The organism is Actinomadura kijaniata NBRC 14229, assembly GCF_001552175.1.
Classification (GTDB): Bacteria; Actinomycetota; Actinomycetes; order Streptosporangiales; family Streptosporangiaceae; genus Spirillospora; species Spirillospora kijaniata.
On sequence record NZ_BCQR01000021.1, the window covers coordinates 23,361 to 45,217 of the forward strand.

Sequence of the window (21,857 nt, forward strand, 5' to 3'; positions counted from 1 at the left end):
CGTACCAAGGCATATAGAAGATGATCTGTCCTGTTCCGGCCACTTTCACGAGGTTAACTTCCGGGCAATCCTATGGTTGAATCGCGGCCGATTATGCCAAGAGCCCGACCACCGGTTTCCTCTCGCTCCGGTGCCGGTCGCCCGATCGACCGCCCCTGACGCCGGCCCCTCCGGCCCGGAAAGGACCCGCTGTGAAAGTTGTGCTGAGAGATCGCGGCTTTCGGTACCTGCTCTTGGGACAGACGCTCTCCACGCTGGGCGACCGGGCGCTGATCCTGGCCTTCGGCATCTGGGTCAAGGAGCTGACCGGCAGCGACGCCGCCGCCGGCGTGGCCTTCGTCTTCGTGGCGTTCCCGTTCCTGTTCGCCCCCTTCGCCGGGGTGGTCGTCGACCGCTTCCCCAGGCGCCAGGTCTTCATCGCCACCAACCTGGCGATGGCCTGCGTCATGCTCCTGAGTCTCGCCGTGCACGACGCGAGCCAGGTGTGGTTGCTCTATGTGATGATCCTGTGTTACGGATTCTCGGCCGTCATCATCACCGCGACCCAGTCGGCTCTCACCGCCTCCCTCTTCGACCGTTCCGAACTGCCGGACGCGAACGGATTGCTGCAAACCTCGGGCGACGGAGTGAAACTCCTGGCCCCGCTACTCGGCGCGGGACTCTACACATTGGTCGGCGGGCACGTCATCGCCCTTCTCGACGCGGCGACGTTTCTCATGGCGGCGTTCTGCGTCTGGCGTATCAAGGCGCCGAACGACAAACGTCATGTCGTGGGCGCCTTCGCCGTTCGGGCGGAGTTGCTGGGGGGACTGCGTCATGTGTTCTCGACGCCCGCCCTGCGCGGAATCGTCATCGCGCTCGGCCTCGCCAACCTGGTCACCGGCTTCTCCCAGACGCTCATCTTCTCCATCGTCGGCAGCGGCCTGCACCGCACGCCCGCCTTCGTCGGCATTCTCGTCAGCATGCAGGGCGCCGGGGCGGTCGCGGCGGGGCTCTCGGTGGGGTACGCGATCCGGCGGCTGGGCGACACGAAGGTCGTGATCCTGGGGACCGCCGGCTGTTCCCTCGCCTCCGTGCTCTACCTCGCGCCGTACATCGCCCCCGTCGTGGCGGGGTCGCTGCTGTTCGGCGCCGGCATGTGCTGGATGACGGTGGCCCTGATCACCTCCGTGCAGAACCGGACCCCCGCCGACATGCAGGGCCGGTCGGTGTCGGCGGCGATCGCGTCGGTGAGCACACCGCAGACGATCTCGATCGCGGTCGGCGCGGGCGTGTCGCTGGTCGTGGACTACCGGACCCTGCTGGTCGCGATGGCCGTCGTCACCGGCTGTTCCGCGCTCTGGCTGGCCCGGACCTCGGCCCGGGGCCGGTCCGGGGAGGCGCCGGACGTCCCGGTGACGGAGAAGGCCGACGAACCGGACGTGCGGAGCACCTGACCGCCCCGCCCTCCGGCGGCGCCCATGCGACGGGCCTGTCGCGCCATCGCCCGACAGGCCCGTCCGAACACTCATCCGCGATCATCAGTGAACGTGCCGCATGACCACTCACCTCCCCTTCGCCAGAGATCCGTGTCGGTGGCTCAGTCGAACGCGACCACCATGCGGTCGATGCCGCGGATCGTCGCGGTGCCGCGGTAGTCCGGCCGGCCGACGAGGGTCGCCGTGGGACAGAGCCGGGCGAGCGTCGCGAAGACGACCCGCATCTGCGTCAGGGCCAGCTGCGTGCCGATGCACGCGTGAGGTCCGCGGCCGAGCCCGAGATGGGGATTGCCGGTCCGGGCCAGGTCGAGCTCCTCCGGCCGTTCGAAGCGCGCCGGATCCCGGTTGGCCGCGCCGATGATCATCGTGATGAAGGACCCGGCGGTGATCCGCTGCCCGTGAAGGACGGTGTCGGCGAGCGCGACCCTTCCCTCGATCCGCACCGGGCTGGTGAACCTCACCAGCTCCTGGAGCGCCGGATCGCTTCGCCCGTCCGGCAGCGCCGCGAGCCCGCCGGGAACGTCCAGCAGTGCCGCCATGGCGAGATTGACCACCGAGCTCATGCTCTCGTAACCGGCGTGCAGAATGGCGCGCACCGAGTTGACCAGTATTCTCCGGTCCACCTTCTCGGAGTCCCGGTTCTTGGCCAGGTAACCCAGCAGGCCACCGGAGGGCGGCTGGGAGAACCATCCCTCGACCATCTCCGAGAGGGCCCCGCGCGCCGCGATCCCCGGCTCGTGGAGTTCCGGTCGCAACGGCGAGTCCATCGCCGCGGTGACGGCGTCCGCGATTCCGGAGAACCAGGACGGTTCCATCGGCTCGACGCCCAGGATCTCCTCGATCGAGCCCAGCACGATCGGAATCGTGAACTCGGCGACGAAGTCGAACTCCCGGCCGGCCCGGCGGCCGACCGCCCGCTCGACCCGCGCGGCCAGATTCCGTTCGAAGTCTCGCGATATCTGGGCGCGCAGCCCTCTGGCGAGCAGACTCCTCAGCGGGCCGCTCTCGGGGGGATCCAGGCTCTGCAGGCTCAGCAACTCGACGGGAATGCCGACGCTCTGCGACGCCGTTCCCTCAAAACGTCGTTCGTCGCAGGCGAACCGCGCATCGTCCTTCATGACGAGCACGCAGTCGTCGAATCGCGAAATGATCCACGAATCGATGCCCTGATGCCAGTACACGGGGGAGTTGTCGCGCAGGTCGGCGTACACTGCCGATGGATCTTCCAAGGCCGCCGGGGTCAGCAGCCTTTCCAGCGGATCGTCCACAACCGCCATGCACACTCCTGTCGCCATCAAGGAATTGGCGCCGGAACCGGGTCGGCGATCCCCGTCGGGGTTTCGGCCAGCCGGACCAGGTCATGGTCATCCGCGGAGATCAAGACTGTCAAGGATCATAAATTCAGAAGTGCGCTGACGGTCCGTGATTGATCCTGCGTATTACTGGCCCGGCAGTCGAGGAGGTGTCCGGCTGGCCGTATCCGGACGTTTCCATTGCACCGGAAGACCTCGTATGCCACCTCGCCGTCGAGGTGGCTCGGCGCATGCCCGTGGCGCTTATTTCCCGGCCATTCCTCTGAATATTTCAGATAGGGATGGTGGCCAATTGTGCAAAGTTCACGAAGGATCGGTTCCCGCTTATCAGGTCACCGCGCGTTCAGCCTTCCCGGGCCGGTGGAATCCCGGGTGCCGTGGATGCGGGCGACCGGTGGCGCGACCTCGGCGCCCCGGCCGTCTTGGCGGCGGAGCCCGGCGGGGCCCGCTGCGGCGCATGTCACATTGATCTCCAAAGCGGCACAGGAGCAGCAAAACGTTCGTACCAACCTGGGAGTCACAGACAGATCAAGTTGCACACCCGACCCCGAAGACCTATAAACGGTCGGACTCCGTGTCTGTGATCCCGCCATGGTCGCGGCTCGGTGAGGTGTTCCGACGACCGTGAGGGGTTCGCTGTGCGCGCTGAGTGGCAGGCGCATATCGACGAACTGCTGGATACCTACGCCAAGCAGCGCGAGAAGCTCAAGGACCTGCAGGAACGCCTCGAAGCGGTCGAGGCGACCGGGGAGGCCGCCGAGGGCCTGGTCAAGGTGACCGTGGACCGCCAGGGTCGGCTGCGGAAGCTGGAGCTGAACCCCCGCCTCGGACGCAGGCTGGGCATGGAGGAGCTCTCCGAGGCGATCCTGGAGGCGTCCGACGCCGCCGCCGCCCTCGTCACCCAGCAGGTCCAGGACGCGATGGCCGACCTGCGCCCGGACGACGACGCCAAGCCCGGCCTGGACCTCGCCCGGCTGATGGCCGACCCCCCGACCAGCATCGAGGACGTCCGCAAGCACTACGGGCTGCTGCCCAAATGAGCAACGAGCTGAAGGTCGAGACCGAGGCCCTGCGCAAGGCGGCCAAGGGGTTCGAGGACGCCAGCGGGCAGGTGCGGCGCATCTTCGACCGGCTCCGGAGCCGCCTGGACGCCGAGGGCGCGTGCTGGGGCGGCGACGAGACCGGCCAGCAGTTCAGCCAGAACTACATCACCACGAACAAGGCGAACGAGTTCAAGGACAGCGGCCCGGACATCGCCGACGGCCTCAAGAAGGTCAAGGCCAACATCGAGCTGATGGCCAAGCGCTACGCGGACGCCGAGGAACGTTCGCGCATCAGGTGACCGGTGATGTGATCAGTGGGTCTTGAGATCCCCGACTCGGTCAAGTGGCTGTCCTGGATCGTCGGGTCGGACTGGCCCGAGGGCGACGAGACCGCCATGCGCCGCGCCGCGCAGGCCTGGTACGACGCCGGCGTCGAGCTCGACGAGCTGATCGAGGAGCTGCGCCGGACCACCGACGAGGTGCTCAGCGTCCTGGAGGGCGCGGGCGCCGACGAGTTCCGCTGGTACTTCGAGCAGTGGCTGAACGTCGACCCCCAGCACCTTCCCAACCTGCGGAAGGGCTGCGACGGCTACGGCAGGATGCTCGACCAGGGCGCACTCGACATCGAGTACGCCAAGTACATGTTCATCGCCACGCTGATCATCACGGCGATCGAGATCATCTGGCTGATCGCCAACGCCGTCTACACGTTCGGCGGCTCGCTGGCGGGCATTCCGATCGTCCAGGCGCTGGCCCAGCTCTCCGCCCGCCTCATCGGCCGGGCGCTGCTGCGCGCCATCGCGATGGGCGTGGCGATGGGCATCGCCGAGGGCCTCGGCCTGGACCTGCTCATCCAGGCCATCCAGGCGATCAAGGGCGACCGGACCGAGTGGGACGGCAGGAAGACCCGGGGCGCGGTGATCGACGGCGCGATCGGCGGCGCGCTGTCGGGCGGGCTCGGGCACGGCTTCGGCAAGATCCCCGGCCTGAGCGGCCCCGGCGGTTCCGCGCTGGGCGGCTTCGCCAAGGGCGCCGTCCGCGAGGGCGCCTCCGAGGCCCTGGCCGGCGTGGGCAGCACCGTCATCTCGGCCGGGATGAACGGCGAGGACCTGAGCTGGAAGGACATCGCCAAGGGCGCCACCTCCGGCGCCGCCGGCGGCGCGGTCGGCGGCGGCACCGACGGCATCAAGGGCTACCGGGCCTCCACCGCGGGCGGCGACGGCGACGGAGGCGGATCGGGCGACGGCAACGGCTCGACCGGCGGCGACAACTCCGGCGACAACAGCTCGAACAACGGCTCCGGCAACAACTCGGGATCCAACGACCGTTCGGGACCCGGAGACGGTCCGGGACCCGGAGACAACCCAGGGTCCGGCGACAACCCAGGAACCGGGAACGGCCCGTCCGGCGGAGACTCCACCAGCGGCTCCCAGACCTCCGACCACGGAGGCGACGGATCCAACAGCGGCTCCAACGGCCCGCAGAACAGCAGCGGCGGCTCCAACGACGGATCCACCAACACTTCGAGCAACGGTTCGTCCACCAACACTTCGAGCAACAGCCCGGACAGCGGTTCCGGCAACGGCTCGAACACGAACACCGGCTCTTCCCAGACCTCCTCCAACGACGGTTCGGGCAACACGCCCAACAACAGCGGCGGCGACAACAGCGGCACCAGCAAGGGGGACGGAGGCAACTCCCACAACCCGGGCGACACCAACCGCATCTCCAGCCTGCTCGGCAACGGCGGCAACGATGGCGCCGCCCCCTCCCTGGCGAGCACGAACAACGGCGACGGCGTCTCCCACAACCCCGCCTCTCACAACCCCGCGCCCAGCACCCCCGCACCGGCCCCCGCGAGCGTCCCCTCCCCGGGCGACGGCGGATCCCCCAACTCGCCGTCGAACTCCTCCTCGCCCTCGAACCAGCAGGCCTCCAACCTGTCGTCCGCGCCGAGCACCACTCCGTCCGGACCGGCCACCACCCCCAGCAGCGCCCCCGTCGGCGGCGCCCCGGCGAGCACCCCGCCCTCCAGCGGTACTTCCTCGCCCGGCCCCGTTCCCACCGGTGTCCCCTCCAGCTCGCCCCCGCGTGGCGGCGCCCCCCGTACCAACACCGAAGCGCCCTCGCGCCCGGAGACGACGCGTTCCCCCGTCGACAGGGCTCCCTCCAGGGAGCACCGGCCCCGGACCGACAAGCAGGACGCGCCCTCCGACAGTCGGCCGCGCGAACGCTCCGGCTCCGACACCACCCCGGACCGGCGCTCCCCCGCCAACGAGCAGCCGTCCCCGCCCCAAAAGGCACCGGAGCGCTTCCCGACCGACAAGCAGGACGCGCCCCACCCCACCCCCTCGGGCGGCCAGCCGCGCGAACGCTCCGGCTCCGAGAAGGTCCCGGTCGGCGTCTCCCCCGGGGCGGCCCCGCGTGGAGACGCCGACGACGCCCCCACGCGTTCCGAGCCCGACCCCACCAACGACGGCGCCGACGACTCCTCGCCGGTCCCGGAGGGCCTGCCGGAGAACCTGCGCGACGTCTGGCGCAACAGCGACGAGACGCCCGCCGGGCGTTCCCTGCACACCGATCCCCAGATGCGGGACCTGGCCCGGCGCGTCCCCGCCGACCCCGACCGCTACATCCTCGACGGCCACGGCAACCCCGACGGCATGCGCTCCGGCGGCCGCCACCTGACCGTGGACGAGGTCGCCGGCCTGATCCGCAACGACCCGAACTGGAACGGCCGCGAGGTCATGCTGATATCCTGCCGTACCGGGGACGGCGACTTCGCCCGGCAGCTCGCCCAGCGCCTCGGCGTCCCCGTCACCGCCCCGCACGGCAAGGCCTGGACCGACGACAACGGCAACGTCTACTCCTCGTCCACCACGACCGACGCCGACAACGGTCCGCAGCCCACCTGGCCCCCGGACGGCGGTTGGACCACCCACGGCCCCGACGGCACGAGAACGCCGTCCGGCCGCGACGGCTTCGCCCCCGGCCACCCCCGCCAGGACGCCCCGAACACCGACGGCGACGGCGGGCGGAGGACGGACGACCCCGCCTCGAACGACCGGACACCTTCCCGCGACGGCGACTCCCCACCTGGCCGGGAGGAGAACGCCCCTCCCCGCCGCGACGACACTCCCTCCCCGCAGGAGAACGACCGCCGGCAGCCGGACTCCCCGGACCGCGCCCCCGAGAACGGGAGCCCGCGCGAAAGGGCCGACGAGGACGCCGGCGGCCAGACGGGGAAGCCGAAGGACAGCCCCGAGCTGACCGCGAAGAAGCAGGAGCAGCTCAGAACGCAGACCCTCGGCGACGTCAACGACCCGACGAGCACCGACCCGACCACCCCGCTTTCGGAGCACTACCACCTGAACGACGGGTCGGCGCACCGCAACAACGTCAACGACGGTCACCCGCAGCTGCAGTGGAACAAGGACACGGGCCGCTGGGAACCTGCCACCAACCGGCCGCTCGTCATCGCCGACCACATCAGGCCGAAACTGCCCAAGGTCCGTTCCGACGACGCGCAACGCCAGCGGCACGAGCGGCTCATGGAGATGCGCAGGGACGCCATCAACGAGGTCGCCAGGGCGGAGAAGGAGTACACGGGCGACCCGACGCCCGAGAACAAGAAGGTGCGGACCGACGCGTTCACCGCGCAGCGGAACTTCGGTGAGCGGCTGGGCGAGCGCGCCGCCGACCAGGCGTTCGACGACCTGATCAGGGACCGGTTCGAGGGCGGGAACCCGGAGATCGAGCGCCTGTACCCGTTCAACGATCCGTTCGACGTCCCCGACGAGCACGTCGGGACCCAGTCGGAGAGTCCCGGCCGCGGCGAGTACGACCGCGTCTACAAGGTGACGGTGGACGGGCACACGCACTACTTCGTCGTCGAGGCCAAGGGCCCGACCGCCCCCCTGGGCAAGCGCGAGATCGACGACGTCGACTACCAGCAGGGCCACCCCAAGTACTTCCGCGACATCCTGAAGGTGATGATCGAGAAGGGCGGCGAGGACAAGAAGGTCGCCCTGGAGATCCTCAACGCCCTGAACGGGAGGACACCGAACTCCTCCGTCGAGTACCACGTCGTCCGGGCACTGGTCGACGACGGCACGACCGGCCAGGGTCGGATCGCCGCCGGGGAGAAGGAGGACCCCGGCGATCCCCATTCGAAGCACAAGCACATCGGGACCAGGGAGAACCCCGTCTACGGGGGTTACGACCGCCAGCAGTTCGACCTGGACAGCCGGCGCGACTACGACCGCGCGGCGAAGCGGTTCGTCGACGGTACCGAGAACCCGTCGCCCGACCCCCGGTCGCGTTCGGCGGACGACACCCCCTCCCACCTGCCCCAGGAGCCCCCGCCCGGCGCGATGGCGCGCGGCACGGACGACGACGCGCCCCCGCCGCGGGACGACCGGAGCCCCGACCAGCGCGCCCGCGACGCCGAGGAGAGGCTCGCCCGCGACGCGGTCACCTTCCCCGACCGCGACTCCGCCTACGACTACGGCGGGCGGCACTGGAACGAGTCCGCGGAGAACCTGCCGCAGGACCAGAAGGACGCGGTCCGGAACTACACCGACGAGCCGCCCGCCGACCACCCCACCTACAAGGAGATCAACGGCGCGCTGCGCGACGGCACCACGCCGTCCCCCGAGGTCCAACGGCACATCGACGCGCTCGACCGCGCGCTGAACGCCCACCCCACGCCCGAGACCATCGTCGTCACCCGTGGCACCGACCTGGGCCACCTGAACATGCCGCCCGAGTCGATGGTGGGCCACACGTTCCAGGACCCGGGCTTCCTGTCCACGTCCCTCGGACCGCCCGCCGGCGCCGCCGCCTTCAAGGACGCGGTCATCCACATGCGCGTCCCCGAGGGCACCCCGGCCCTGTGGGTCGAGAAGCTCTCCGAGATGGGCGCCGGCGAACGGGAGCTGATCCTGCCGCGCGGCCTGAAGTTCCGCGTCGACGAGGTCGTCCGGATCGACGGCAAGTGGCAGGTCTACGCCAGCGTCGTCCCGGCGGACACCCCGGTCACGGCCCCCACCGACCGCACCCCCGCGACGGCCCCCGCCCCGACGCCCACACCGCCGACCCCGAACGCCCCCTTCGCCACCCCTCCGGCGACCGGCCCCTCCTCACCGCCCACCCCGTGGACCGCCCCGGCTCCCAGCCCGGCGCCCCACCCCGCGACCGCCAACGCGACCCCGAACCCCCCACCGCCCGCGACCCCCTCGTGGGCGACCCCGGCACCCGCCACCCCTCCGACGTCCGGCGCAACGCCGAGTTCCACACCACCCGCGACCCCGCCGTGGGCACCCGCCGCATCCCCGAACGGCACCCCGCCGAATTCGCCGGCTCCGAACACGCCTTTCGCCACCTCTCCGGCGACCGGCCCCTCCTCACCACCCACCCCGTGGACCGCCCCGGCTCCCAGCGGAACACCGCACACGACCCCGACGTCCGGCCCCTCATCGGCACCCGGCACAACGCCAGGCTCCACACCACCCGCGACCCCATCGTGGGCGTCTCCGGCACCCCCCACGCCGTCGAACGGCACCCCGCCTTCCAGCCCAGCCACGCCCTCGGCTCCGGCTCCGAACACGCCCTCTTCCACACCTCCGGCATCCGGCACGACACCAGGCCCCACACCGCACAGCGCGACGCCGGGCCCCGTGCCGCCCGCAACCCCCTCGTGGGCGGCCCCAGCGCCCACCACGCCGTCGGCTCCGAACACGTCCTCCTCCACGCCTCCGGCATCCGGCACGACACCAGGCCCCACACCGCACAGCGCGACACCAGGTCCCGTGCCGCCCGCAACCCCCTCGTGGGCAGCCCCGGCACCCGCCACACCACCGAACGGCACCCCGCCTTCCAGCCCGGCCACGCCGTCGGCCCCATCCCCGAACACGTCCTTCGCCGCGCCTCCGGCATCCGGGCCCTCGTCGGTGTCCGGCGCGACACCGGGTTCCACGCCGCCCGCGACCCCGCCGTGGGCTACGCCGACGACCACCGCGCCACCGGTCGCGTCCCCGAACGGCACCCCGCCGTCCGGCCCGTCCGCTCCCAACCCGAGCTCGACCGCGCCCCCAGCGCCCACCCCGCCGAGGTCCAACGACCCCGCGTCCGGTCCCAACCCGAACGCGCCCTCCGCCACGCCCTCGTGGGCCGGACCGGCTCCCGGCGGAACGCCGCACACGGCTTCGACGCCGGGCTCTCCCCCGGCCTCCGGCGCGCCGTCGACCTCCCGCCCCCACGCGCCGACCCCGTCCACACCGGCCGCTTCGCCGTGGGGCGCATCCCCTGCCAGGCCCAACGCCCCGGCACCCGCGCCCAACCCGTCCGCGCCGCACCCCGGCACGGCACCCCGCTCGAACAACAACGGCGCCCCGCCCGCGACCCCGGCGGCCTCGCCCACCCGTAACGTCCCGCCGTCGGGTCCCGCCACGCGGCCCACACCGCCCGGCGCACCACCGTGGGCCACGTCCCCTGCCAGGCCCAACGGCCCGGCCTCCACGCCGACGCCTTCCGGGACGGCGCCGAGGTCGAACCCCGTCCCGAACGGCCCCGGCACCACCCCCGCTGCGGGCCGGAACCCCAACGCGCCCGTCGACCCACGCATCGCGTTCAGCCGTCCCGCCGACAGCGGACCGGCACCCGCGACGCGCCCGAACACGAACCCGGCCCCGGCACCCGACCCCGCCGGGACGCCGCCGCGTCCCTCCACACCCGGCCCCAACGGGCCCGTGTTCCCGCATATCCGGTTCAACACCCCCGCCGGACCGGGAACACCGCCCCACGCAGGGCCCAACCGCCCGGCCCCCGCGCCGCACCCGTCCACGCCCGGCACGGCGCCTCACCCCGCGTCCACGCCGCACAACAGCGGCAACCCGTCCGGCACGCCGCCGCGCACCCCGTCCAGCGCCAGCGGACCGGCCCGGCCGCACACCCCCACGCCGGGCCACCCGCACTCCTCCACACCTCCGAGCGGTCCGCCCCGGAACGGCGCGCCGACGCCGCACGGCCCCGTTCCGCGGAACCTCCCCCCGCACCTGCACGACGCCTGGCACGGCAGCACCCCGACCCCGGCGGGCCGCAGCTTCCACTCCCCGCACGACGCCGACATCGCCGACCGCGCGAACCGCGTCGCGTCGTCCCCCGGCAGCTACGTCGTCGACGGACGCGGCGCGGCCCCGGACGGCATCACGTTCAACGGCCGACGCCTCAGCGCGGAAGAGGTCGCCGCCCTCATCCGCAGCGACCCCAACGCCGCGGGCCGCCAGGTCGTCCTGCTGAGCCAGCAGCCGAACGGCTCCCCGTTCGCGCGGGAACTCGCCCAGCGCCTCGGCACCCGCGTGGTGACACCCAACGGCCCCATCGCCGTGGACCCGAACGGCGGGGTCATCTCCCCGAGCTGGTCCATCCACGAGCCACCCGCCGACCGGCGCCCGCCGCGCGTCCCTTCCGTGAACCCGCTGACGGTCCCGCCGGGCGGGCACGACCCGTCCCACCGTCCCGGCGAGGTCGGCCCCGACGGCGTCCGGCGCTTCGCCACCGACCTCGACGGCTCCCACTACGGCGAGACCCACCTCTCCGAGACCTACCGCAACCTGCCGCCCGATCAGCGGCAGGCCGTGTACCAATACACGGTGCGGTCGGAACCGAACCGGTTCCTGCGGCCGGGCGGTGACTACGGGGCGTTCGTCAACGGCCTGATCGCCCAGCGCAACCAGTTGCATGCGCTGGTCTACGCCAACAACGGGAGGATCCCGACCACCGGGGACCTGTACCGGATCTCCCAGGCGCCGACCGTCCATCCCGACGTGCGCAGGCTCGCGTTCGACTTCTACCGGTCCGGCAGCGCGGACGCCCACATCGGGCGTTTGCAGATCGCGTCCGCCGAGCTCGACCACCAGATCCGCTACTTCGGCGAGCCTCCCCTGGAGGCGTTCCAGCGCAGGATCGCCGAGCTCGACCGCGCGCTGAGCCACCCGCTCCCCGAGTCCGTCCAGGTCGAACGCGGCCTGCACGACCTGAGCTTCCTCGTCGGAGCCGACGGCCACCCGCTGGGCTCCCGGCTGGACCCGTCACTGCTGGTCGGCACGGTGCAGACGGAGCACGCGCCGATGTCGACCTCGCTTGGCTCGACTCCCGCCGAGGTCGCCCAGAACCCGTTCCCCCACCGTCTCCACATCCGGGTCCCCGAAGGCTTCCCCGGTCTGTGGATGGGGTCGCAGAGCGCCTACCCCGACCAGCGTGAACTGATCCTGCCCCGAGGCGTGCAGTACCGGATCGACGCGGTCCAGCCCAACGGCTACGTGGACGCGTACGGCAGGCCCGCCTACACGATCTGGGCAAGCGTGATCCCGGCCCCGACCCCGCCCCTCTCCGGCCACGGCCCCGTACCCCCGACCTCCACACCACCGTCCGGACCGCCCCCATCACACAGCGGACCACCCTCCCCACACACCGGCCCGGCCCCGTCACCCGCCGGACCACCCTCCCCACACGCCGGACCGTCCTCCCCACACACCGGACCACCCTCGGCGCATGGCGGGTCACCCTCGTCACACGCCGAGCCGTCCCCGTCACCCGCCGGACCGTCCTCCCCACACACCGGACCGCCCCCGACGCATGGCGGACCACCCTCGCCACACACCGGCCCGGCCCCGTCACCCGCCGGACCACCCTCCCCACACGCCGGATCGCCCCCGACGCATGGCGGGTCACCCTCGTCACATGCCGAGCGGTCCCCGGCGTACGCCGGACCGCCCCCGACGCACGGCGGGTCGTCCCCGGCGTACGCCGGACCGTCCTCAGCACACGGCGAACCACCCTCGTCGCATACCGGGCCGCCCTCGTCATACGCCGGATCGCCCCCGGCGCACGGCGGGTCGCCCTCGTCGTACGCCGGGCCACCCTCAGCACACAGCGGGCCACCCCCATCACATGCCGGATCGCCCTCCTCACACGGCGGGCCGCCCTCAACGCACGGCGGGCCACCTTCACTGCATGTCGGGCCGTCCTTGTCGCACGCCGGGTCACCCGGGCCACACGACGTGTCACCTTCACCGCACGGTGGGCCGTCCTCGTCGCACGCCGGGACGCCCGCGTCGCACGGCTGGTCGCCCTCAACGCACGGTGGTCCTCCCTCGCCGGCCGCGCATCGTGCCGCCCCGGCCCCAGAGCCGGGCCCTTCCTCGCATGCGGATCCGTCCCCTCGGCCGCCGTCCGCGGGGACGTCCTCACCCACCCACGGGCCCTCGCGTCCCCACAACGGCGCGGACACCGCCCACGGCCCGTCGGACACGCGTGCTCCCGCCGACGGGCACGCCGTCCCGTCCCACCGGGAGGGGCCCGACACCGGCGACTCGCGGCCGGTCCCGGAGGGCCTGCCGGAGAACCTGCGCGACGTCTGGCGCAACAGCGACGAGACGCCCGCCGGACGTTCCCTGCACACCGATCCCCAGATGCGGGACCTGGCCCGGCGCGTCCCCGCCGACCCGAACCGCTACATCCTCGACGGCCACGGCGACCCCGACAGCGTGAACGCGGGTGGCCGCCGCCTCGGCGTGGACGAGGTCGCCGACCTGATCCGCAACGACCCGAACTGGAACGGCCGCGAGGTCATGCTGATCTCCTGCCACACGGGAGACGGCGACTTCGCCCGGCGCCTCGCCCAGCGCCTCGGCGTCCCCGTCACCGCCCCGCACGGCAAGGCCTGGTCCGACACCGACGGCAACGTCTACGCGTCGTCCGAGACCCGCGGCCCCGGCGACCGCCCGCGCCCGACCTGGCCCCCGGACGGCGGCTGGACCACCCACGGCCCCGACGGCACGAGAACGCCGTCCGGCCGCGACGGCTTCGCCCCCGGCCACCCCCGCCAGGACCTCCCGAAGGGTCCGCCCCTCGACGGCCGTTCCCGTGGCGCTTCCACCGACCGTCCCCCGGGGAACGGCACCGATCCGAACGCGGACGGCCGAGGCGACGGCGGCAGCGGGTCATCGAACGCCCGGCCCGAGAGAAGCGACACCTACATCGCCGACGACGGTGTCGTTCGGCCGGTCCCGGAGGGCCACTACCGCCTCGCTAGTGATCCTCAGCCGTACATCCGGGACCTGGCGAACGACAGGCTCCACCACCCCGAGGACGAGCCCGGCACCTACCGGACGGAGAAGTCGTACAGGCTGAAGTGCGGCGCGCGCTTCATCGACGATCCCCTGGCCGACCGGAGCAAGGACATCACCTACGGGGAGAGGCGGACCAGGAAGGTCCCGCTCGCCCTGTCCTCCTCCGCCCGCGGGGAGATGGACGCCCTGGTGGAACGCCGATCAGAGATCGACGCGTCCCGCCAGGAGGACAACAGGGAGCTCAAGCGGCTCGTCGCGAGATTCGGCATCAGGAAAGAGGACGTCAACAGCGACGAGAAGCTGGCCGAGAAGCGGGAAGAGATTCTCGCGGAAATGGAGAGCGGGGATCTCTCCCCGGAGGAGAGGCGCAGGGTGCGCGACGACCTGCGCAGCCTGTACGAGGTCGCCAGGAGATACAACGCGGCCGGCAGCGCGATGTCCCGGATCAGCGAGCAGATGGGCATGGTGGCGGCCAAGGACTTCCTGGACGGCAGGTACGGGGCGACCCTTCTCACTCCGCAGAGCCTCGCTCCGGGCAAACCGACCACCGCTGATGTCACGGCCGTGGCCTTCGAACGCGGGAGGGGCGGGGAGACCGCCGTCCTCTACACCGTCGAGGCCAAGGGCGTGGGCTCCCAGCTGGGAAGCAGGCTGGTGGAGGACATGAAACGGGCCGCGCAGGGGGCTCCCGAGTACAGCCGCTTCATCCTCAAGCGCGATATCGACCTCAAGGCGGCCCTGGACGCTCGGCCGGAACTCCAGAAAAGGCTCAAGGAAGAACTGGAGAAAGAGAATCTTCGGGTCCGCAGTTACTACGTTCATGTCAACGACCAGGGCGAAGTCAATTGGGCCAGATTCCATCTCGACCGGGACGGGGCCCCGATCCGCTTTACGGAGATCGCGGGAATCAACGTGTAGGATGACGGCATGACCAGGCGGGTTCTCGACGACCAGGAAATCCTTGACCTGTTGGCCGGGCTCCGCGCCCTGGAGTGGCCACTGCCAATGGACAGGGCCACGGAACTGCCGCGCCGTTTCGAATGGACCGTGGAATACCAGAGCGAAACGGTCGTCGAACTGGACACCGGCCTCGGCCCGGGCTCGGGGCTCATCGACGCCGACGGGAACGGCGTCGTCGACGCCCTCAGGCTGTCGGTGACATCGCGTGTCGACCGGAACTCGGAGCCCGATCGCGCGTGGCTCCGCGACCGCTTCGCGCACGTTCTCGGGGTGATGACGCGGGCCCTCGGCGAACCGACCCTGAAACGCCCGGGTCCCTCTCCTCAGGTGCGCTGGCGCGGCGGGGAGTACACGATCGGGCTCACCCGGACCACGGTCAACCTCAAGCTGCTCATGGCGCGGAACGACTATCTGGACGAGGACGACCGTCGAGGAGAGGGCGGGCACTGATGGACTGGGCTCATTTCTCCGCCGCCCTGGCGGAGGAACTCGCCGACCTTCCCGCGGGGGCGCTGGTGGTCGTCTACGAGGCCGGCAAGGAGACCGGGCACTTCCGGTTCGCCCAGTTCGCCCAGGACGAGGACCGGCTGAGCGCCGAGATCGTCACCAACGAGTTCCTGGTCCCGGAGGTGCGGGCGACCCCCGACGGCGAAGAGCTGATCAGGCGGGCCGGGTGGCGCGCGCCGGAGGTCCGGGAGGGGCACGACATCTGGTGGTACTCGCTTCCGTGGCCCTCACCGCCGGACCGGTACCGAGAGCTGTCGGAGATGGTCGTGACCGCGCTCCGGGACGGCTACGGGGCGAGCGACCAAAGCCCCTGGGCCTACGACGCCTGGAACGAGCGAGAGGGGAACTCCCCCCTCGAACTCCCTCACCTGCGACTACCGCGCGGCGACCGCCCCTGACGCCCCGACGTCCTCAGCCACGGGCGAGCGGCTTCTCCCCGTTCAGCCGTGCGACGCCGGGACGGCCCGCCGAAGAGATCGTCAAGCGCGGGAGAGCCGCCCGAGGACGTCCCGTCCGACCGGCTCCGCGAGCGCGCCGGACCCGGCCGGCGTGGGGACCGGCCACCGGCGACACCTCAATAACCTGGTGATTCACGGGGCCGGGCCGCCACTAGACTCCCGCGAGGCGAGAGAAGGAGAGAAATCCGTCATGACACAGTCTCCCTCCGGCGACGGCAGCGGCCTGCGCATGGCCCGGCTGTTCGACGCGGTGAACCCCGACGGGTCTCCCGCCGTGCGGCGGCCGCAGGTGCCCGAGGAGTTCCGGGAGGCGGTCCTGCGCTACCTGGACGAGGCGCCGATCGTGCTGGCCGCCCGCAGCTACGACGAGGACGTCCTCGATCCCGAGCGCACCCCTCGCGTGCCGCTGACCTTCCACACCGACGGCGCCTGGATCTGGCCCGGCGCGGTCTCCTACTACCTGTCCGCGCACGGCGTCCCGCCCGAACCCGAGCTGGTCAACCACATCGGCCGCAACGCCTTCCGGCTCCCGGAGGTCGGCGAGGACGCGCGCCGGGCCGCCGTCGCCACCATCACCTCCTCACCCGACTTCTCCTGAGGCCCGTGCATGAACCAGACCCCGCCTCCCCTTCCCCCGTCCGGTGGCGTGCCGCCGCTCCCCGACGACGGCGGTGAGGAGTTCGCGCCGCCCTTCCCGCCGCCCGGCGACGAGGGCGAGGAGGAGGGCGGGCGCCGGCCGTCCTACGCGTACGCCACCCGCAAACCGGTCGCCTACCTGCCGGTGGTGCTGCGCGAACGGCACATCGGCTACCTGTGGGCGGGCGTGGTCACCGACGCCGCGGGTTTCGTGCGGTTCCCCGACGCGGTGGACCACGCCCTGAAGGCCCCCGAGACGTGGAGCGACCGGCTCGCCGACTCCGCCGGACGCGGCGTCCCCGCCCTCCAGGCGATCCGGTCCTGGATCGGCGCGCCCGAGCACCCCGAGGGCGGCGCGGTCCCGGCCGACGCCGTCGAGCAGTACGCGTCGAGCACGACCGAGCTGTGGGAGGCGGTCGACCCGTCCCTGGTCGACCCGGTCCTGGACGCGATGCTGCCCCTGGACGGCGAGTTCCCCGACGGGACACCGGTGGACCGCTCGCACGGCTGGGGCCCGCTGGAGATGCGGCTGCCGCCCGGCTACCCCGAGACCCCCGGCGACGGCCCGGTCCGCTACCTCACCGCCGTCCAGGGCGACCTGCACCTGGGATACGTGTGGGCCTCGGAGGACGCCGCGTCGTTCGTGGAACGCGCCGACGCCGCCCTGGCCGGGCAGGTCGCCCGGGGGGCCTGGCGGCTGCGCCTGCGGGAGCTGTTCGAGCAGGGCGTCCCCCCGGCCGAGGTCCTGGAACGCTGCGCGGCCATGCCGGAGGACTCCCAGGCCGGAACGCCGCTGCCGGCCGTCGAGCAGGCGCCGAGCCTGCGCGCGCTGGCCGACTGGGCCGGGCGGTACCAGCAGTCGATGCCGCTGGCCCGCCCCCCGCGCCCGGACGACCTGGAGGCGTGGCGGCGCCCCGGGCTGTCGCCGGAGGAACGCGACGCGGTACTGCGCTACCTGCGCGGCGCGCCGGTCGTCTTCGACGGCGGTTTCGCCCCCGACGCGTTCGCGCCGGACCGCCCCGAACGCGTCCCGGACGTCCACCGCACCGACGGCGTCTGGATCTGGTCCGAGGCGGTCGCCCACCACCTCCAGCACCACGGCATCACCCCCGAGCCCGGGCTCCTGGAGCACATCCGCGCCAACGGCCACCGGGTCCCGCCCACGGCCGGGGAGGCGGTCCCCTGGGCGCTCACGACGCTGACCATGCACGGCGTCCTCCGCCATCCACCCGTCTGACCAGGGAACATATGAGCACCGAGCCACAGCCCGCCGCCCGCGCCAACGAGGACGTCCACTTCCGGCTGGCCGGCCCCGCGATCGAGTCCTACCCCTCCGACGCCGAGGGGCCGGTGGACTACCTGGAGGTCGTCTCCGACCGGCACGGCCCGCTGGGCTACCTGTGGGCCTCCTCCACCCGGGACGCCGCCGGGTTCGTCCGCCGCGCCGACGGCGGCGACCACGCGGCCAACGAGTCGGTCGCCTGGGTCCGGGACCTGCGCGCCGCCCGTGCCCGGGGCGTCCCCGCCGGGGAGCTGCTGGACTTCTTCGCCCGTACCCCCCTGCCGCTGGACCCCGACGCCTCGCACTACGGCCGCGTGGTCCCGAACCCCCGCTCCACCGCCTCCACCCTGAGCGTCCTCCGCTCCATCGCCGCCTCCTGAACGGCGACGGCCTCACCGCGCACGCGGTGAGGCCGTCGGGTGCGGTCCGCGCCCTCAGGTGGGGAACTCGCCCACCCACTCGCCCCTCACCAGGTGCCCGGGGAGATACTCCGACTCCACCTCGACCGGAATCCCCAGGTCCGTCGCCAGGCAGGCGAGCGCCAGCAGCGGCAACGCCACGAACCCCTCGGGGGACCGGCGCCGCTCCCCGTCCCGCGTCCAGTGCTCGCGGTGCCACTCCAGCCCCTCGAACAGGGCGTCGTTGAACGCCGCGCCGTCCTCGGCGATCACCGCCTCGAACACCCGCATCGCCGGGAAGGCGATCAGGTTCGCCCGGTCCCGACCGCCCTGCGGGTCGATCGCCTCCACGGCCGCGTACAGGTGCTCCTGGCAGTCCTCCCGGCCGCGCCACAACGCCTGCAACGCCTGGATCCACGGGTACAGGTACGGCGCCGCGCTCCCGCCCGCGGCCGAGTCCCGCAGGAAGTCCGGCGACACCGAGTTCAGGAAGTCGAGGCGTTCCTTCTCCCGGCACACCAGCGCCAGGTAGCACGCGTTCAACCACTCGCCGCCGGTCGTCCAGAAGCTCGGCCCCTCCGACCGCACCGGCAGCGTCTCGGTGCCGAAGCGGCACTCCACGACCGTGCCCGCGGGCCGGGTCGCCGCCTGGAACGCCGCCGCCCCGGCCTGCATGGCCAGCACCGTGCTCCGCCACGTCTCCGCCAGGGCCGCCGGGGCGTCCCCGGCCAGCCGGTACCCCCACACCGAGCGGGTGAGGTACTGGACCTCGTTCATCTGCGCGGGGGCCTTGTCCAGATCGATCAGCGCCCAGTTCACGACCGTGTCGTGGAGTTCCTCGGCCTGCCGGGCGGCGAACTCCGCGTCGATCTCGTGCCGCTGAACCGTCCGCACCGTTCTCTCCTCCGACTCAGAGCCAATGGGCGTTCCGCGCTGCGTGGACCACGGAGTCCGCTGTCGGCGGGTGACCCCCGGCGGACGGGCAACAACCTATCGGCGACGGACCGGTGCGACGGACAGGGCCCGTCCCGCACTCCCCCGGGACGGGCCCTTTCTCCATATCCGACCCCGCGCGCCCTTTACCCGGGAAAGGCCCTCTCATTCCTGACGAGACGCACATCACATCCGGCGTTCAGCCGCCGATGACCCCGCCGGGGAAACCGGAGGGTTCGGCCTCCGGTTCGGCCATCTCGGCGGCCTTCCAACTCAGCGCCGGGACGTCGGGCGCGCCGTCGGGGTGGAACGTGCCGCCCGTCCAGTGCGCGAGCGCCTCGGCGAAGCGGCGCGCCACCCGTTCGGCGTCGGGCAGGTCGGCGATGGCGCGGACGTCCACCCACCACACCGGGACGGCGACCCGCGCCGCGAACTCCGGGCCCAGCAGCCGCCCGATCTCGCTCTGCACCGACACCTGCACCGGCGGCTCGATCGCCACCAGCAGCCGCCCCTGCGCGTCGTACAGCAGCGACGGCCCGGGCTCGCCACCGCGCAGCCCGAGCTGCTCGCCCATCGCGATCAGCCCGTCGGCGACGGCGTGCACGTCGGGACGCCGCCGCACCAGGGCGACGAAATCACAGCTCATCGGCCCGCCCCCAGCGAACGCGCGAAGACCTCGTGGACGATCCGGATGACCGCCGTCCGGGTGGCCACCCCGACCTTGGCCATGTCCAGCGGGCCGCCGGCGCCCGCGTGCCGGTCGTAGGGCACCAGGACCACCGGCACGCCCCAGGCGGTCAGCATCTGCTGGGCCTTGTCCAGGTCCGCGCCGACCTGCGGGGCGTGCGCGACCATCGCGACGACGGTCCGCGTGATCAACGCCTGCTGCTGGTTGGCGGCGAACCACTCCAGCGCGCCCTTGGCGCTCAGCGCCCCGTCCACGGTCGCGGGGGTGACCAGCACCAGCCCGTGCGAGTGGGTGAGGACGCCGCGGTTGACCTCGGTGAGGATGCCCGCGCCGCAGTCCACGATGACCGACGACACGTACCGGGTGACCTTGCCGAGCGCGTTCTGGAACGTGTCCAGCGCGAACTCCCCGGCGATCCGCCCGCCGCGCGTGGACGACAGCACCCACAGCCCGTCGGGGGTCCGCGACAGGAACTGCGCGGCCTCCTCGAACGACCGGGGGTTGTACTCGGCCAGGTCGAACAGCGACCGTTCCGGCAGCACGCCCAGCCGCAGCGGAAGCGACCCGAGCTCGGCGTCGGCGTCGGCGGCCAGCACCCGGTCGCCGCGCGCCCGCGCCAGCTCGGTCGCGATCAACGCGGACATGGTCGTCTTGCCCGCGCCACCCCGCACGCTGGCGACGGCGATCTGCCGGTACCCCGACACGGGCCGCGCCATGAGGTCGGCGAAGTCGCTCTGCAGCTTCAGGTCCGCCGACGACCCGCCGACGGCCTTGCGCACCCCGCGCCCGACCCTCCGCATCAGCGGATCGCCGTGCTGGTCCCGGCGCATGAGCTCCTGCGCGTGCACGTGCCCCTGCGGGTGCTGGGGCGCGGCCTGCTGCGACTGCTGGTGCGCGGCCTGCTCGGCGCCGGCCCCGTCGTCCTCCGTGCCGATGATCGTCCCGAACGCGAGCGACGCCCCGAACGCCCCCGTGGCGGGCGGATCGGCCATCGGCACGGCGAACTGCGCCCCCGAGGCGTCCCCGTCCTGCTGGGGAACGGGCTCCATGCCCGGCATGGACGGAGGCGCGGGCGGCGCGGCGAACTGCGCCCCGAAAGCGTCCTGCGAGGCGGGCTCCATACCCGGCATCGGCGGCGGCGCGGGCGGCCCCGGGAACTGCACATCCGAAGGCTCCTGCGCATCCGGCAACCCAGGCATAGGTGGCGGTGCAGGCGGGCCTGGAAACTGCGGCCCCGAAGCATCCTGCTGTTGAGCCGCCTCGGTCCCCGGCATCGGCGGCGGGGCAGGCGGCGCGGCGAACTGCGGAGCCGACGCGTCCTGCGTGCCCGGCATCGCGGGCATGGGCGGCGGCGCAGGCGGACCCGGGAACTGCGGCCCTGAAGCATCCTGCCGGGCGGGCTCCATGCCCGGCGGTGGGGTGGGCGGCTCGGCGAACTGCGGGCCCGAAGGCTCCTGGGCATCCGGGAGTCCCGGCATGGGAGGAGGCGCGGGCGGGCCGGGGAACTGCGGCCCTGAAGCATCCTGCTGGGCGGGCTCCATGCCCGGCGGTGGCGCGGGCGGCTCCGCGAACTGCGGGCCCGAAGGCTCCTGCGCATCCGGCAGCCCCGGCATGGGCGGCGGTGCAGGCGGGCCGGGGAACTGCGGACCTGAAGCATCCTGCCGGGCGGGGTCCATGCCCGGCATCGCGGGCATGGGTGGCGGCACCGGGGCCTGCGGGCCCGAGGCGTCCTGCGCGGCGGGCTCCGTGCCCGGCATCGGCGGCGGAGGCGGGAACTGCGGGCCGGACGTGTCCGTTCCCTGGGCGGCGGACGTGTCCGGCATCGGGGGCGCGGGGGGCGCGAACGGTCCGGACGCGTCCGGCGTCAGCGCGACGGGTTCGGGCATCGGCGGGGGCGCGGGTGGCTGCGGGCCGGAGAAGTCCGGCATCGCGGGCGGAGGCGGGGGCTCGGCATGCCGCGGCGCCTCCGGAACGGGCGCGGCGGACGGCATCGGGGCGGGTGCTGCCCCCGTGACTCCGGCGAACGGC

13 protein-coding genes are annotated in these 21,857 nt (G+C 72.6%); 9 read left to right on the top strand and 4 right to left on the bottom strand.

What is annotated here, in order from left to right:
• The first annotated feature begins 191 nt into the window (after window positions 1-191).
• Window positions 192-1,436, top strand: a complete 1,245-nt coding sequence (locus AKI01S_RS08015; protein ID WP_169813927.1) for an MFS transporter — start codon at window positions 192-194, stop codon at window positions 1,434-1,436.
• 143 nt (window positions 1,437-1,579) lie between these two features.
• On the opposite strand, the gene AKI01S_RS08020 is transcribed toward AKI01S_RS08015, so the two are convergent.
• Entirely contained in the window at window positions 1,580-2,755 is a 1,176-nt protein-coding gene (locus AKI01S_RS08020) for a cytochrome P450 (protein WP_169813928.1), read from the bottom strand.
• 674 nt (window positions 2,756-3,429) lie between these two features.
• Here AKI01S_RS08020 and AKI01S_RS08025 point away from each other — a divergent pair.
• The 8 genes from AKI01S_RS08025 (at window position 3,430) to AKI01S_RS08055 (ending at window position 18,190) form a co-directional block, all read left to right on the top strand.
• Window positions 3,430-3,831, top strand: a complete 402-nt coding sequence (locus AKI01S_RS08025) for a YbaB/EbfC family nucleoid-associated protein (protein WP_067813461.1) — start codon at window positions 3,430-3,432, stop codon at window positions 3,829-3,831.
• The gene (locus AKI01S_RS08030) at window positions 3,828-4,133 is read left to right on the top strand and encodes a WXG100 family type VII secretion target (protein ID WP_067813463.1); all 306 of its coding nucleotides are present in this window, start codon (window positions 3,828-3,830) and stop codon (window positions 4,131-4,133) included. Before AKI01S_RS08025 ends, AKI01S_RS08030 begins: the two co-directional genes overlap by 4 nt.
• 15 nt (window positions 4,134-4,148) lie before the next feature.
• Window positions 4,149-14,885, top strand: coding sequence for a DUF8616 domain-containing protein (locus tag AKI01S_RS08035; protein ID WP_067813465.1), 10,737 nt, complete (start codon window positions 4,149-4,151; stop codon window positions 14,883-14,885).
• Window positions 14,886-14,894: 9 nt separating this feature from the next.
• Window positions 14,895-15,377, top strand: coding sequence for a DUF6301 family protein (locus AKI01S_RS48960; RefSeq protein WP_083999140.1), 483 nt, complete (start codon window positions 14,895-14,897; stop codon window positions 15,375-15,377).
• Entirely contained in the window at window positions 15,377-15,832 is a 456-nt protein-coding gene (locus AKI01S_RS08040; protein WP_083999142.1) for a TY-Chap domain-containing protein, read from the top strand. The genes AKI01S_RS48960 and AKI01S_RS08040 overlap by 1 nt, the downstream gene beginning before the upstream one ends.
• A gap of 250 nt (window positions 15,833-16,082) precedes the next feature.
• A complete protein-coding gene (locus tag AKI01S_RS08045; protein ID WP_067813467.1) occupies window positions 16,083-16,490 on the top strand; it encodes a hypothetical protein in 408 nt (135 codons plus the stop codon).
• Window positions 16,491-16,499: 9 nt separating this feature from the next.
• Window positions 16,500-17,765 (top strand): hypothetical protein, encoded by a 1,266-nt coding sequence (locus tag AKI01S_RS08050; RefSeq protein ID WP_157419718.1) that lies wholly within the window; start codon window positions 16,500-16,502, stop codon window positions 17,763-17,765.
• An 11-nt stretch (window positions 17,766-17,776) separates the two neighbouring features.
• Entirely contained in the window at window positions 17,777-18,190 is a 414-nt protein-coding gene (locus tag AKI01S_RS08055) for a hypothetical protein (RefSeq protein WP_067813471.1), read from the top strand.
• Window positions 18,191-18,244: 54 nt separating this feature from the next.
• Here the strand turns inward: AKI01S_RS08055 and AKI01S_RS08060 are convergent, their stop codons facing one another.
• From AKI01S_RS08060 to AKI01S_RS08070, 3 genes are all read right to left on the bottom strand, one after another.
• Window positions 18,245-19,102 (bottom strand): immunity 49 family protein, encoded by an 858-nt coding sequence (locus AKI01S_RS08060; RefSeq protein ID WP_083999144.1) that lies wholly within the window; start codon window positions 19,100-19,102, stop codon window positions 18,245-18,247.
• Between the two features lie 238 nt (window positions 19,103-19,340).
• Window positions 19,341-19,787 carry a hypothetical protein gene (locus AKI01S_RS08065; RefSeq protein WP_067813473.1) on the bottom strand — a complete coding sequence of 149 codons (447 nt, stop codon included), beginning with the start codon at window positions 19,785-19,787 and terminating at the stop codon, window positions 19,341-19,343.
• Complete coding sequence (locus AKI01S_RS08070) at window positions 19,784-20,992, bottom strand: MinD/ParA family ATP-binding protein (protein WP_245681525.1); 1,209 nt, start codon at window positions 20,990-20,992, stop codon at window positions 19,784-19,786. The genes AKI01S_RS08065 and AKI01S_RS08070 overlap by 4 nt, the downstream gene beginning before the upstream one ends.
• Between the last annotated feature and the right edge of the window lie 865 nt (window positions 20,993-21,857).

Bases quoted from the DNA above. Each gene is read 5' to 3' on its own strand.
- AKI01S_RS08050 (WP_157419718.1), top strand. From the start codon at position 16,500: ATGAACCAGACCCCGCCTCCCCTTCCCCCGTCCGGTGGCGTGCCGCCG.
- AKI01S_RS08030 (WP_067813463.1), top strand. From the start codon at position 3,828: ATGAGCAACGAGCTGAAGGTCGAGACCGAGGCCCTGCGCAAGGCGGCC.
- AKI01S_RS08020 (WP_169813928.1), bottom strand. From the start codon at position 2,755: ATGGCGGTTGTGGACGATCCGCTGGAAAGGCTGCTGACCCCGGCGGCC.
- AKI01S_RS08055 (WP_067813471.1), top strand. From the start codon at position 17,777: ATGAGCACCGAGCCACAGCCCGCCGCCCGCGCCAACGAGGACGTCCAC.
- AKI01S_RS08065 (WP_067813473.1), bottom strand. From the start codon at position 19,787: ATGAGCTGTGATTTCGTCGCCCTGGTGCGGCGGCGTCCCGACGTGCAC.
- AKI01S_RS08040 (WP_083999142.1), top strand. From the start codon at position 15,377: ATGGACTGGGCTCATTTCTCCGCCGCCCTGGCGGAGGAACTCGCCGAC.
- AKI01S_RS48960 (WP_083999140.1), top strand. From the start codon at position 14,895: ATGACCAGGCGGGTTCTCGACGACCAGGAAATCCTTGACCTGTTGGCC.
- AKI01S_RS08045 (WP_067813467.1), top strand. From the start codon at position 16,083: ATGACACAGTCTCCCTCCGGCGACGGCAGCGGCCTGCGCATGGCCCGG.